Raw genomic sequence first — 13,441 nt, 5'->3', positions numbered from 1 at the left:
CTCCCGCTCCTCCTCCCCGCTTCTCGCCCCCGGAACTCGCCCGCCTCCTCGGCCAGCCCGAGCCCACCGCCGAGCAGTCCGAGGTCATCTGCGCCCCGCTGGAGCCGGGCGTGGTCATCGCGGGCGCCGGGTCCGGCAAGAGCGAGACCATGGCCTCGCGCGTGGTGTGGCTGGTCGCCAACGGCCACGTGCGCCCCGAGCAGATCCTCGGCCTGACCTTCACCCGCAAGGCCACCGCCGAGCTGGCCGAGCGCGTGCGCAAACGCCTGGAGCAGCTGCGCGCCACCGAACAGCTGCCCGAGGAGCTGCTCGACGGCGAGCCCACCGTGTCCACCTACAACGCCTACGCCGGGCGCATCGTCGCCGACCACGCCCTGCGCGAGGCCGTCGAGCCCACCTCCCGGCTGCTCAGCGAGGGGCAGGCCTGGCAGATCGCCGCCCGCGTCGTGGGCGAGTACGACGGTCCCATGGACCTGATCACGGTCGGGGCCGACACCGTCACCCGCCGGGTCCTGGAGCTGTCCGGGCAGATCGCCGACCACCTCACCACCACCGAGCAGGTGCGCGGCATCGGCCGGTGGCTGCGCGCGGCCGTCGACGCCCTGCCGCGCAAACCCGCGGTGCCCACCCGCAACCTGCTCAACGCCCAGCTGCGCCGCGAACAGCTCCTGCCGCTCGTGGAGGGCTACGAGCACGCCAAGCACGTGCGCGAGGCCATGGACTTCGGCGACCAGGTGTCCCTGGCCGCGCGCATCGCCCAGAACCACCCGGAGGTCGGCCTCATCGAACGGGGCCGGTTCCGCGTGGTGCTGCTGGACGAGTACCAGGACACCAGCCACGCCCAGCTCGTGCTGCTGCGCGCGCTGTTCGGCGAGGGCCACGCCGTGACCGCCGTCGGGGACCCCTGCCAGTCCATCTACGGCTGGCGCGGGGCCATCGCCGCCAACCTCGCCAACTTCCCCAACGACTTCCCGGCCGCGCCGGGCCGGGCCGCGTCCGTGCGCCGCCTGGCCACCAGCTTCCGCAACGGCGAGAGGATCCTGGAGGTGGCCAAGCACATCTCCGAGCCGCTGCGCGCGGAGAGCGCCGAGGTGCCCGTGCTCTACCCCGGCCCGGCCCGGCGCGGCCGCGGCGCCGTCCGGACCGGTCTGTTCATCGGGCAGCGGGAGGAGGCGCGGTGGATCGCCGAGCAGGTCGCCGGCTACCTGCGCGCCGCCCCCGGCCGGGCGGGCAGCGCCACGACCGCCCCCGACGGGCTGCCCTGGCCGCCGGGGGAGTCGGGCGGCGCCGCGGACGGCGGCGTCAGCCCCGGCGACGTCGCCGTGCTGTGCCGCAAGCGCTCGCAGTTCCCGGCGATCCGGGAGGCCCTGGAGGAGCTGGACATCCCGGTGGAGGTGGTCGGCCTGGGCGGGCTCATGATGGTGCCCGAGGTCCGCGACATCATCGCCACCCTGCGCGTGGTCCACGACGCCTCCGCGGGCAACGAGCTCGCCCGCCTCCTCACCGGGCCGCGCTGGCGGATCGGCCCGCGCGACCTGGCCGCCCTCGGGGCCCGCGCCGCCGAGCTGGCCCGCCAGACCCGGCGCGACCTCACCGGGCCCGAGCCCGACCAGAGCGCCGAGGACGACATCCTGCGCCGCACGGTCCTGGACCTGACCGCCGAGAGCGGCAGCCTGGTGGACGCCGTGGACGACCCCGGCCCCGCCGAGAGGTACTCCGCGACCGCCTACGAGCGCCTGGGCCGCCTCGCCGAGGAGCTGCGCTCCCTGCGCAAGCTCGTGGGCCAGCCGCTGCCCGACCTGGTCACCGAGACCGAGCGGATGCTCGGACTGGACATCGAGGTGGGCGCCCGCAGCGGCCGCGACCCCCTGTCCGCCCGCGCCGACCTGGACGCCTTCGTCGACCACGCGGTCCGTTTCGCCGGGAGCAGCGAGGACCCCACCCTCGGCAGCTTCCTCAGCTACCTCAGGGCCGCATCGGAACGGGAGAGCGGCCTGGCCCCCGGCGAGCGCGTCGGCGGAAGCGACACCGTCAAGCTCATGACCGTGCACGCCTCCAAGGGGCTCCAGTGGCCCGTGGTGGTCGTGCCCGGCGTCAGCGGCGGCAAGTACGCCCCGCTGTTCCCCACGAGCCTGTCCGAGGGCGACATGTGGATCAAGGGCGAGCACCTGCTGCCCTACCGGCTGCGCGGCGACCGCCAGAACCTGCCCGAACTCCTGGCGGTGGACAAGAAGGGCATCGAGGCGTTCAAGGAGGCCGAACGCGAGCGCCACCTGCTGGAGGAGCGGCGGCTGGCCTACGTCGCCGTCACCCGCGCCTCCTTCGCCCTGCTGTGCACCGGCCACTGGTGGGGCACCGACGCCGCGAGCGAGCGCGGGCCCTCCCCGTTCCTGGAGGAGATCCGCCTCGCCTGCGAGGGCGGCGCCGGGGAGGTCGCGCACTGGGAGCCCAGGCCCGACCCCGACGACAACCCCTACGAGGAGGAGGACGACGGCACGGCCGTGTGGCCGCCGCAGGAGGACGACGGCTCCGGCCCCCCGGAGGAGGGCGCCGAACCGGACCGGCCGCGCGACCGCCGCGCCCAGATCGCCGAGGGCGCGGCCATGGTCGAGCGCGCCCGCGCCCGCCTGCTCGCGGGGGAGGCCGACCCCGCGGAGGAGGCCGCGCCGCCGCCCGGGCTGCGCCGCCGCATCGGGGGCTGGGAGCGCGACACCGAGCTGCTGCTCGCCCACCGCCGCGCCGAGGGGCCGGGATCCGGGGACGGCACGGTCCAGGTCGAGCTGCCCGCGCACCTGTCGGTGTCGTCCATGGTGTGGCTGGCCCGCGACCCCTCCGCCCTGGCCCGGCAGATCCGCAGGCCGCTGCCGCGCCCGCCCGCGCCGCACACGCGCCGGGGCACTGCGTTCCACGCCTGGCTGGAGCAGCGGTTCGGCCAGCGCGCCGCCCTGCTGGACGAGCTGCCCGGCGCCGCCGACGAGACGGCGGGCCGGGACGAGGACCTCGCCGACCTCCAGAGCCGCTTCGAGGAGAGCGAGTGGGGCTCGCGCGTCCCCGTCGAGGTGGAGGTGCCCTTCGAGACGGTCATCGGCGACCGGCTCGTGCGGGGGCGCATGGACGCGGTCTTCCACGACCCCGCCTCCGGCCGCTACGACGTGGTGGACTGGAAGACCGGGAGCCCGCCCGGCAACGGCCCCGAGCGCCGCGCCGTGGGCGTGCAGCTGGCCGCCTACCGGCTGGCCTGGGCCGACCTGGCCGGCGTCGCCCTGGAGGAGGTGAGCGCCGCCTTCCACTACGTGCGTGCCGGGCTGACCGTGCGCCCCGCGGACCTGCTCGACGCCGAGGGACTGGCCGCGCTCATCGACGCCGTACCCGAACCCGGGTGAGAGGTCCGCCACCGCCGCGGGTCGCCGTCCGTTCACCGGTGTGGTGGACAATGACCCGCGTGTCGATCCCAGGAATCCCCCAGGACAGCGGCGCCCCCGTGCGCGCGGGCGTCCCCGAGCACGGGCGCGTCCCCAAGTACTACGCGGTCCGGATACAGCTCACCGAGCTGGTGTCCGGGCTGGTGGTGGGCCAGCCGCTGCCCACCGAACGCGAGCTGGCCGAGCGCTTCGGCGCGGCCCGCGAGACGGTCCGCCAGGCGCTGCGCGACCTCCTGCTGGAGGGCAGGCTCAGCCGCCGCGGGCGCGGCACGGTGGTGGCCGGCCCCAAGCTGGAGCAGCCCCTGTCCCTGGCCAGCTACACCGAGGGCGTGCGCCGCCAGGGGCGGCGGCCGGGCCGCTCCCTCATCGACCTGCGCAGCTGGCCGTGCCCGCCCCGGCTGGCCGAGGAGCTGCACCTGAGCCCGGGCGAGCCGGTCTGGCACCTGGAGCGGGTGCTGCTGGCCGACGACGAGCGGGTGGGGCTGGAGTCCACCTACATCGCGGTGGCGCGCGTGCCCCGCCTGGACGTGGACTTCGACCCGGACTCCACCTTCTACGGCTACCTCGCCGACAGGGTCGGCATCACGTTCGGCGACGCCGACGAGCGCCTGGAGACCGTGCTGGCCACCCCGCGCGAGGCCCTGCTCATCGGCACCCCTCCGGCGCTGCCGATGCTGCTCATCCACCGCGTCTCCCGGGACGAGAAGGGCGGCCCCTTCGAACGGGTGCGCTCGCTCTACCGGGGCGACCGGTTCAGCTTCAGCGTCCACCTGGCCGGGGACGGGCGCGAGTAGGGGAGTCCGCCGGCGGGCACCGGACCGCGGCCCCGTCCGCCGGGCGCTTTTGTATCGAAAAGGTAACGGGTCTGGTCCAAAGTTTGACCCCGGTTCACCGGGACGTCCCCGCCGCGCTCGGTCGCCTCCATCCGCACCGGCGAACCTCGGACCATGCGAGTGATCATCGTCGGTGCCGGAGTCCTCGGCACCATGCACGCCTGGCACGCCGTCTCCCGAGGTCACGAGGTCGTCCACCTCGAACGGGAGGCGGCCGCCCGCGGCGCCTCCGTCCGCAACTTCGGCCTCGTCTGGGTCGGCGGACGCGCTCCCGGCCCCGAACTGGAGGCCGCCCGCCGGGCCCGCGTCCTGTGGCAGGAGATCGCCGAACGCGTCCCCGCCCTGGGCTTCCGGGCCTCCGGCTCCCTCACCGTCGCCACCACCGGCCACGAACTGGCCGTGGCCGAGGCGGCGGCCGGGGGTTCCGAAGCCGCCGAGCGCGGCTACGAACTCCTCAGTCCGGAGCGGACCCGCGAGGTCAACCCGGCCCTGCGCGGCGACCACCTCGGCGCCCTGTGGTGCCGCAGCGACGCCCAGGTTGAACCCCGCACCGCCCAGGCCGCCCTCCAGGCCGAACTCGGCCGCAGCGGCCGCTACACCCTCCTGACCGGGCGTGAGGTCCGCGACCTGGCCGGACCGGGCGCCGTCCGCGACGACCACGGGCAGGTCCACCGGGGCGACGCCGTCGTCCTGTGCACCGGCGCCTGGCTCGGCGGCCTGGTCCGCGAACTCGTCCCCGACCTGCCCGTGCGCCGCGTCCGCCTCCAGATGGCGCAGACCGAGCCCCTGGGCGAGACCCTCACCACCTCCGTCGCCGACGGCGACAGCTTCCGCTACTACCCCGCCTACCGGGGCCCCGAACTGGACTCCCTCAACGAGGCCCAGCCCCAGCCGCCCACCGCGCGCGACCACCGCATGCAGCTGCTCATGGTCCAGCGCGCCGACGGCTCCCTGACCATCGGCGACACCCACGAGTACGACGCGCCCTTCTCCTTCGACACCGCCGAGGACCCCTACGAGCACCTCGCCGGGGTCGCCAGCCGCCTCCTGGGCCGTCCGCTGCCCCCGATCCGCCGGCGCTGGGCGGGCGTCTACGCCCAGTGCGCCGACCCCTCCCGGGTCGTCCACCGCGCCCCCGTGGGCCCCGACGCCTGGCTGGTCACCGGACCGGGCGGGCGGGGGATGACCTGCTCCCCGGCCATCGCCGAGACCACCGCCAACGAACTGGGCTGGTAACCATGCACTCCACCACCGTCCCCGCCCCGCCCGTCGAACTCGTCGTCCTGGACATGGCGGGCACCACCGTCGCCGACGACGGCCTCGTCGAGGCGGCCTTCGAGGCGGCCCTGCCCGACCACACCCCCGAGGCCGCCGCGTACGTGCGCGCCACCATGGGCGAGTCCAAGATCACCGTCTTCCGCAACCTGTGCGGCGACGAGGACCGCGCCCAGGAGGCCAACCGCGCCTTCGAGCGTGCCTACGCCCGCCTGGTGGACGAGGGCCGCTGCGCGCCCCTGCCCGGAGCCGAGGGCGCCCTGCGCGAGCTGCGCGCCCAGGGTCGCACGACCGCCCTGACCACCGGCTTCTCCCGCGACACCCAGGAGCGCATCCTGAGCGCCCTGGGCTGGCGGGAGGCCGCCGACCTCGTCCTGTGCCCCGCCGACGCGGGCGGGCGCGGACGCCCCCACCCCGACATGGTGCTCACCGCCGCCCTGCGCGCGCGGGTCTCCTCCGTGGCCGCCGTCGCCGTCGTCGGCGACACCGCCTCCGACATCCGCAGCGGGCTGAGCGCGGGGGCCTCGGTCGCCGCCGGGGTCCGCACCGGCGCCCACGACGACGACGCCCTGCGCGCGGCCGGGGCCACCCACGTCCTGGACGGCGTGGCGGACCTGCCCGGACTGCTCGCGTCGAGGGAGGGCTGAACCCGTGGGCATCCGCTTCGACCGCGTCAGCGTCGCCTACGGGGAGACCGTGGTCCTGGACGACCTCGACCTCACCGTCGAACCCGGCGAGTTCATGGCGCTGCTGGGCCCCTCCGGCTCGGGCAAGACCACCGCGCTGCGCGCCGTCGCCGGGTTCGTCCGCCCCGCCTCCGGGCGCGTCCTGCTCGGCGGGCGAGACGTCACCGGCCTGCCGCCGCACCTGCGGGGCGTGGGCATGGTCGTGCAGAGCTACGCCCTCTTCCCCCACATGCGGGTGGACCAGAACGTCGCCTTCGGGCTGAGGGCGCAGGGCGTGCCCCGCCGCGAGATCGCCGGACGGGTCGCCGAGGCGCTGGCCATGACCGGGATGGGGGACTACGCGCGCCGCCACCCGCGCGAGCTGTCCGGCGGACAGCAGCAGCGGGTGGCCATCGCCCGCGCCCTGGCCATCCGCCCCGGCGTGCTGCTGCTGGACGAGCCGCTGTCCGCGCTCGACGCCCAGCTGCGCTCGGACATGCTCGCCGAACTGGCCCGCCTGCACCGCGAACTGCCTGACGTCACGATCCTGTACGTCACCCACGACCAGAGCGAGGCGCTCACCCTGGCCGACCGGGTGGCGGTCCTGGACCGGGCCCGGCTGCGCGACTGCGACACGCCCGAGCGCCTCTACCAGCGCCCCCGGACGCCGTTCACCGCCCGCTTCGTCGGCGGCGCCAACCTGCTGCCCGCGAGCCTGGCCGACGGGCGCGTGCACTGCTGCGGCACCGTCCTGGAGGCCGACCCCGGCGACCTGCCGCCCGGCACCGGCGACGGCGACGGGCTGCGCGTGTGCCTGCGCCCGCACCGGCTCACCCTCGGCGAGGGCGAGCACACCCTGGAGGGCCGGGTCACCGACGTCCAGTGGCGCGGCTCCACCCACCGGGTCACCGCCCTGGTCGACGGCGTCCCCGTCACCGCCGAACTCCGGGAGATGCGGACCCCGCCCGAGACCGGTGCGGCGGTCACGCTCGGCTTCGCCCGCCGGGACGCCGTCCTGCTGCCGGAGGAGGAGGCCTCGTGAACGTCCGGACCGAGCCGACCCCGGCGGACACCGTGTCCGCGCCCCCCGCGGGCGGGGACGCCCCGGCCCGGGCGCCCCGCACCCTCCCCGTGTGGGTGTGGGCGGTGCCGCCCGTCGTGCTGCTCGCCCTGGTGTTCCTGTACCCGCTCGTCCTCGTCGCCCTGGAGTCGGTCACCGCGCCCGGGGGCGGACTCACCCTCGCCCACCACGCCGACGTCCTGGGCTCGGAGTCCTTCCGGTCCGCGCTGGCCACCACCGTGTTCATCGCGGTCACCGCCACGCTGGGCTGCCTGGTCCTGGGCTTCCTCCTGGCCCTGGTCGTGGCGTTCGTGCCCTTCCCGGGCAGCGGGGCCACCGCCCGGTTCATCGACACCTACCTGTCCTTCCCGTCCTTCCTCATCACCCTCGCGCTGCTGTTCCTCTACGGCACCGTGGGCGTGGCCAACGGCGCGTGGACGGAGGTCACCGGGGCCGGGACCGGGCCGATCAGCTTCCTCGCCACACCCTGGGGCGTGATCCTGGCGGAGATCACCTACTTCACGCCGTTCGTCATGCGGCCGCTGCTCGCCGCGTTCGCCCAGCTCGACACCGCGCAGATCGAGGTCGCCTCCTCCCTGGGGGCCCGCCCCCTCAGGATCGTGCGGGCCGTCATCCTGCCCGAGGCCCTGCCCGCGCTCGCCGCCGGAGGCGCGCTCGTACTGGTGCTGTGCCTCAACGAGTTCGCGATCGTCCTGTTCACCGGGGCCAAGGACGTGGTGACCCTGCCGATGCTCGTCTACAGCGCGGCGATCCTGGAGGCCGACTACACCACCGCCTGCGTCGTGGCCACGGTCAACGCGGCCCTGTCGGTCTCGCTCTACCTCGTCTACCGCGCGGCCACCGCCCGGCTGCGCGCACCCTCCGGAGGCCGCCGTGCTCGTGCATAGCCGACCCGCCCGCCGGGTCGTGTGGGCGCTGTTCGCCGCGCTCGTCCTGCCGCTGTTCCTGCTCCCGCTCGGCGTCATCGTCACCGCGTCGGTGTCCACCAACTGGAGCGGCGTCCTGCCCTCGGGGCCCACCCTGGACAACTTCGCCGGACTGTCCCGGGGCTCCACCCTGGAGGCGCTGCGCGTCAGCGCGGTCACCGCCGCCACCGCCAGCGTCCTGGCCCTGGTGGCCGGGACCTGGTCCGCGCTGACCGCGCACGCGCTGCGCCGACGCGGCAGGGCCGTCCTGGACGCCCTCTTCATGCTGCCCGTCGCGGTCCCCACGGTGGTCGTCGGACTGGCCCTGCTGGTGGCCTTCAGCCAACCGCCCGTGCTGCTCAACGGCACCCGGACCATCGTGATCATCGCGCACACCGTGCTGGTGACGGCCTTCGCCCACCAGTCGGTCTCCGCCGCCCTGGACCGGCTCGACCCGGCCTACGCCCAGGTGGCCGCCTCCCTCGGCGCCCGCCCGGCGCGGGTGCTGTTCCAGGTGCGGCTGCCCCTGCTGCTGCCCTCGCTCAGCGCCGCCGCCGGGCTCTGCTTCGCCCTGTCCATGGGCGAACTGAGCGCCACGATGATGCTCTACCCGCCCAGCTGGATGCCGCTGCCGGTCCAGATCTACGCCGCCACCGACCGGGGCGCCCTCTTCTCCGGGGCTGCCTCCGCCATCGTCCTGATGGCCGCCACCCTGGCCGTCCTGCTGCTGCTGTCCCGCGTGCGCACCCGCGCCGCCTACCGCTGACCTCTTCTCCTTCTCCCAGGAAGGCCCGCCATGCCCGCCGTCCGCACGACCGCCGCCCGCGTGTCCGCCGCCACCGCCGCGTTCGCCCTCGCCGGAGCCCTGACCTCCTGCGCCGCCTCCGACCCCGCCGACACCGTCACCGTCTACACCGCCGACGGCCTGCGCAACGAGGAGGGCACCGGCTGGCTCGACCAGGTCTTCGCCGACTTCGAGGCCGAGACCGGCGTCACCGTCCAGTACGTCGAGGGGGGCTCGGGCGAGATCGTCCAGCGCGCCGGGCGCGAGACCGCCAACCCGCAGGCCGACGTCATCATCACCCTGCCGCCCTTCATCCAGCAGGCCGACGGCATGGGCCTGCTCCAGCAGTACGAGCCGCAGGGCTCCGAGCACGTCGGGACCAAGGACCCCGACGGGAGGTGGACCACGATCGTCGACAACTACTTCTGCCTCACCTACAACACCGAGGAGCTGGAGGAGCCGCCCGCCACCTGGGACGACCTGCTCGACCCCCGCTTCGAGGGCCGCCTCCAGTACTCGACGCCGGGCGTGGCGGGCGACGGCACGGCCGTGCTCATCCAGACCATGCACGACTTCGGCGGCCTGGAGCCCGCCATGGACTACCTCGGACGGCTCCAGGCCAACAACGTCGGCCCGTCCTCCTCCACCGGCGCGCTGGGCCCCAAGGTGGACAAGGGCGAGCTGCTCGTCGCCAACGGCGACGTCCAGATGAACCTCGCCCAGGCCCGCACCATGCCCAACCTCGGCATCTGGTTCCCCGCGCACGAGGAGGGGGAGCCCAGCACCTTCGCCCTGCCCTACACCGCCGGGCTGGTCGAGGGCGCGCCCCAGGCCGACAACGGCCGCGCCCTCCTGGACTTCCTGCTCTCCGAGGCCGCCCAGGAGCAGGTCGTCCCCGTGGCCGGGGGCTTCCCGGCCCGCACCGACGTCCCGGTGGAGGGCGGGGGCGCCGAGGAGCTGGAGGCGCTCATGGAGGGCGTGGAGGTCTTCGAGCCCGACTGGGACGACATCGACGCCAACCTGCCCGAGTACCTCGACGCCTGGCGCGAGGCCACCGGCAGCTGACCCCGGCCCTCCCGGGCCACCGCCGACCCGTGCGCGGCCGTCGGCCCCGCGCGCCGGAGGAACCGCGCGCGGGACCGGCGGGAGGGCTCAGATCACGCCGAAGACGAACCCGCCCGGGGCGTCGGAGTCCTCGCCGAAGAGGTACTCCCGGGCCGACAGGACGAACTCCGCGCGGCCGATGAACCCGTCGCCGTCGGTGTCCAGGGCCCTGAACCGGTCCAGGGCGTCGGAGGAGGAGGCCCCCAGGACCTCGGCGTACCTGACGTACTCCGCCTCGCTGATCGACCCGCCGTCGTCGGTGTCGAGCAGGTCGAAGACCGCCTCGGCCACGCCCTCGGTCATGTTGAACCGGCTGCGGTCCTCGGAGGCCGCGTGCATCGCCGCGACGAACGCATCCCGGTCCAGGCGCGCCTGGGCGGGCGAGCCGTGGCGCAGCAGCTCCAGCCAGAGCATCTGGTAGGAGGCGTGGACGGCCTGGGCCCGGCGGTCGCTCAGGTCCAGCGCGTACCCCTTCGTGTAGCGGTCGACCAGGCGCTGGTAGTCGTCCCAGGTGATGGCCCCGTCGCGGTCGGTGTCCAGCGTGTCGAAGAGGCGGCCGAACCTCTCGGCGACCGCGGTGGCGGGAACGGTGTCCACGTGCATTCCTCTCGTCGGCGGGCGGGCGCGTCCCGCCCCTGCACCTTCGAGTGTCCCGCGAGCCGAGGAGTTCCCCGTCCCCCGCGGCTCCGCCGCCCCTGGCGGCCGGGCTCCCGAGCCCCCGGGCCGGACCGGGACCGGGCCGGGGACGGGCGCGCGGGGCTCCCGGCCCGCGTGCCGGGGCGGTTCGCGCAGGTCCTAGGCTCGTTCCCGACAACGACGTCGAGCAAGGACGGTCCCATGGACGTACGCGCCCACATCGAGGCACACCGGGACGAGTTCGTCTCCTCCCTCAAGGAGTGGCTGGCGATCCCCTCCATCTCCGCCGACCCCGCGCACCACCCCGACGTGGTCCGCTCCGCCCGGTGGCTCGCCGACCACCTCACCGCGGCCGGCTTCCCCACCGTCGAGGTGTGGCAGACCCCCGGCCTGCCCGCCGTGTTCGCCGAGTGGCCCGCCGCCGACCCCGACGCCCCCACGGTGCTCGTCTACGGACACCACGACGTCCAGCCCGTCGACCCGGTCCAGGAGTGGGAGACCGACCCGTTCGTGCCCACCGAGCGCGGCACCTCCCTGTTCGCGCGCGGGGCATCCGACGACAAGGGGCAGGTGCTCTTCCACGCCCTCGGCGTGCGCGCCGCCCTGGCCGCATCCGGCGCCGACGCCCCGCCCGTCACGGTCAAGCTGCTCGTGGAGGGCGAGGAGGAGTCGGGCTCGGTCCACTTCGCCGACCTGATGCGCGCCAACCGCGACCGCCTGGCCTGCGACGTCGTCGTCATCTCCGACACCACCATGTGGGCGGCCGACACCCCGTCCATGTGCGTGGGCATGCGCGGCGTCACCGACGTGGAGATCAGCCTGTACGGCCCCGAGCGCGACCTGCACAGCGGCTCCTTCGGCGGCGCCGTGCCCAACCCGCTCAAGGCCATGAGCGACCTGCTGTCCGGCCTGCACGACGAGGACGGCCGGGTGGCGGTCCCCGGCTTCTACGACGGGGTGGTCGAGGCCAGCCGGGAGGAGCGCGAACTCATCGCCCGGCTGCCCTTCGACGAGCGCGAGTGGCTGGCCACCGCCGCCTCCACCGCCACCTGGGGCGAGAAGGGCTACAGCACGCTGGAGCGGATCTGGCTGCGCCCGACCGCCGAGATCAACGGCATGTGGGGCGGCCACACCGGCTCGGGCGGCAAGACCATCGTCCCTCGCTCCGCGCACGCCAAGGTCAGCTTCCGCCTGGTGCCCGGCCAGGACCCGCTGCACGTGCAGGACCGCGTCCGCGCCCACGTCGAGGCGGCCGTCCCCGAGGGTCTGCGCGCCGAGACGGAGTTCGGCGGGCCGGGCGTGCGCGCCTGCGCCTCCGACCTGTCCTCCACCGCGCTGAAGGCGGCCCGCTCGGCCATGGAGCGCGCCTTCGGCACCCAGGTCCTGTTCACCCGCGAGGGCGGCAGCGGCCCCGAGGCCGACATCGCCGACATCCTCGGGGCGCCGCTGGTCTTCCTCGCCGTCGGCCTGGACGAGGACCGCATCCACGCCCCCAACGAGAAGGTGGAGATCCCCCTGCTGCTCAAGGGGGCCGAGAGCGCCGCCTACCTGTGGGAGGAGCTCGGCGGCCTCGGCTGAGCCGTGACCGCGCGGCGCCGGGGCCCGCTCCGCACACGGTGCCGGCCCGCCCACGGGGAATCCGCCGCGCGCGGGGGCCGCGCCAGGATGCGCGCGGCCCCGACGGGTGTTATGCACGTTGTGGACACGGGCCCCGCCAGGCGGCCCGCCGACCCGGAAGGACCCATGGACGCCGACGCGACTCCCTCCCTCTCCCGCTTCTCCGTCGACCCCGCCGCGCACCGGCGCCTGGACGGGGAGTGGCTGGCCGAGGCGTGGGCGGCCCCCGGCACCCGGGTGCTGGTCCTGGAGGGCGGGGACCCCGTCGCCCACGGCTGGCGGGCCGTCATGGCCAAGCAGTCCCGGGCCCTGATCACCACCGGGGACGAACCCCGACTGGTCCTGGTCCCCCCGGACGAGGCGCCCGAGGGCGAGCGCTACCTGCTGGGCACCGACGGACGGGACGCCTACTTCGCGGTCCGCTCCGGCCGGGAGCTCACCGCCACCGAACGGACCGCCCCGGCCTCCCTGCGCGAGATCGGCGCGCTCCTGGGCGACCGCGACACCGGGCTGATGACCCGCGCCGTCGCCCTCGCGAACTGGAACGCCACCCACGGGTTCTGCCCCCGCTGCGGCTCCCGCACCACCCCGGCCGCGGCCGGGCACGTGCGCGTGTGCGATCGGGAGGGCACCGAGCAGTACCCCCGGATGGACCCGGCGGTGATCATGCTGGTGCACCGCGAGCGCGACGGCCGCGAGGAGATGCTGCTCGGCAACAACCCGAACTGGGACGCCCGCCGCTTCTCGGTGCTGGCCGGGTTCGTGGACGCGGGGGAGTCGCTGGAGCAGGCCGTGGTCCGCGAGGTCGCCGAGGAGGCGGGGATCGTGGTCGAGCGCCCGCGCTACCTGTCCTCGCAGCCCTGGCCCTTCCCGCGCAGCCTGATGGTGGGCTACACCGCGCGGGCCGTGGGCGAGACCGAGCGCACCGACGACGAGATCGGCGTCACCCGGTGGTTCACCCGCGCCGAACTGGCCGAGGCCGTGCACGCGGAGGAGATCCTGCTGCCCGGGCGGGTCTCGATCGCCCGCACCCTCATCGAGCACTGGTACGGCTCGGAGCTCCCCGGCGGCTGGTGACCCCGGGCCGACGGCCGCTCCCGGCCCCGCGGCGGCCGGGAG

The 13,441-nt window shown here is 75.2% G+C and carries 11 protein-coding genes; 10 read left to right on the top strand and 1 reads right to left on the bottom strand.

The genetic code is table 11. The annotated features are described in order from the left end of the window. The 8 genes from DQW06_RS07620 to DQW06_RS07585 all read left to right on the top strand — a co-directional run. The coding region (locus tag DQW06_RS07620) for an ATP-dependent helicase (RefSeq protein WP_117198210.1) at positions 1-3,383 on the top strand (3,383 nt) is incomplete at its 5' end. Positions 3,384-3,433: 50 nt separating this feature from the next. Next, positions 3,434-4,216: a GntR family transcriptional regulator gene (locus DQW06_RS07615; RefSeq protein WP_013154824.1), complete on the top strand. Its 783-nt coding sequence runs from the start codon at positions 3,434-3,436 to the stop codon at positions 4,214-4,216. Positions 4,217-4,375: 159 nt separating this feature from the next. Beyond that, positions 4,376-5,491, top strand: a complete 1,116-nt coding sequence (locus DQW06_RS07610; RefSeq protein WP_117198209.1) for a TIGR03364 family FAD-dependent oxidoreductase — start codon at positions 4,376-4,378, stop codon at positions 5,489-5,491. Positions 5,492-5,493: 2 nt separating this feature from the next. Continuing rightward, positions 5,494-6,177 (top strand): phosphonatase-like hydrolase, encoded by a 684-nt coding sequence (locus tag DQW06_RS07605; protein ID WP_117198208.1) that lies wholly within the window; start codon positions 5,494-5,496, stop codon positions 6,175-6,177. Between the two features lie 4 nt (positions 6,178-6,181). Continuing rightward, on the top strand, positions 6,182-7,237 hold the full coding sequence (locus DQW06_RS07600; protein ID WP_117198207.1) for an ABC transporter ATP-binding protein: 1,056 nt from the start codon (positions 6,182-6,184) through the stop codon (positions 7,235-7,237). Continuing rightward, positions 7,234-8,163, top strand: a complete 930-nt coding sequence (locus DQW06_RS07595) for a 2-aminoethylphosphonate ABC transporter permease subunit (RefSeq protein WP_117198206.1) — start codon at positions 7,234-7,236, stop codon at positions 8,161-8,163. The genes DQW06_RS07600 and DQW06_RS07595 overlap by 4 nt, the downstream gene beginning before the upstream one ends. Next, positions 8,150-8,947 (top strand): ABC transporter permease, encoded by a 798-nt coding sequence (locus tag DQW06_RS07590; RefSeq protein WP_198662398.1) that lies wholly within the window; start codon positions 8,150-8,152, stop codon positions 8,945-8,947. Before DQW06_RS07595 ends, DQW06_RS07590 begins: the two co-directional genes overlap by 14 nt. A gap of 30 nt (positions 8,948-8,977) precedes the next feature. Continuing rightward, a complete protein-coding gene (locus tag DQW06_RS07585) occupies positions 8,978-10,030 on the top strand; it encodes a 2-aminoethylphosphonate ABC transporter substrate-binding protein (RefSeq protein ID WP_071622689.1) in 1,053 nt (350 codons plus the stop codon). 87 nt (positions 10,031-10,117) lie between these two features. Here the strand turns inward: DQW06_RS07585 and DQW06_RS07580 are convergent, their stop codons facing one another. Beyond that, positions 10,118-10,672 (bottom strand): EF-hand domain-containing protein, encoded by a 555-nt coding sequence (locus DQW06_RS07580; RefSeq protein WP_041552858.1) that lies wholly within the window; start codon positions 10,670-10,672, stop codon positions 10,118-10,120. A 234-nt stretch (positions 10,673-10,906) separates the two neighbouring features. On the opposite strand from DQW06_RS07580, the gene DQW06_RS07575 reads away from it, so the two are divergent. Together DQW06_RS07575 and nudC are read left to right on the top strand one after the other, a co-directional pair. Further along, on the top strand, positions 10,907-12,283 hold the full coding sequence (locus DQW06_RS07575; protein WP_071622688.1) for a dipeptidase: 1,377 nt from the start codon (positions 10,907-10,909) through the stop codon (positions 12,281-12,283). A 165-nt stretch (positions 12,284-12,448) separates the two neighbouring features. After that, positions 12,449-13,399, top strand: a complete 951-nt coding sequence (gene nudC, locus DQW06_RS07570; protein WP_013154814.1) for an NAD(+) diphosphatase — start codon at positions 12,449-12,451, stop codon at positions 13,397-13,399. Positions 13,400-13,441 lie beyond the last annotated feature (42 nt).

This window comes from Nocardiopsis sp. TNDT3 (assembly GCF_003427465.1).
GTDB lineage: Bacteria > Actinomycetota > Actinomycetes > Streptosporangiales > Streptosporangiaceae > Nocardiopsis > Nocardiopsis dassonvillei.
The sequence above is the reverse complement of the archived record's forward strand: the minus strand, read 5'-3'. Positions and strand labels throughout refer to the sequence as shown.

What these genes read in the sequence shown, in the direction of transcription:
- DQW06_RS07615 (WP_013154824.1), top strand. Translation starts at nt 3,434, where the DNA reads ATGACCCGCGTGTCGATCCCAGGAATCCCCCAGGACAGCGGCGCCCCC.
- DQW06_RS07605 (WP_117198208.1), top strand. Translation starts at nt 5,494, where the DNA reads ATGCACTCCACCACCGTCCCCGCCCCGCCCGTCGAACTCGTCGTCCTG.
- DQW06_RS07585 (WP_071622689.1), top strand. Translation starts at nt 8,978, where the DNA reads ATGCCCGCCGTCCGCACGACCGCCGCCCGCGTGTCCGCCGCCACCGCC.
- DQW06_RS07580 (WP_041552858.1), bottom strand. Translation starts at nt 10,672, where the DNA reads ATGCACGTGGACACCGTTCCCGCCACCGCGGTCGCCGAGAGGTTCGGC.
- DQW06_RS07575 (WP_071622688.1), top strand. Translation starts at nt 10,907, where the DNA reads ATGGACGTACGCGCCCACATCGAGGCACACCGGGACGAGTTCGTCTCC.
- nudC (WP_013154814.1), top strand. Translation starts at nt 12,449, where the DNA reads ATGGACGCCGACGCGACTCCCTCCCTCTCCCGCTTCTCCGTCGACCCC.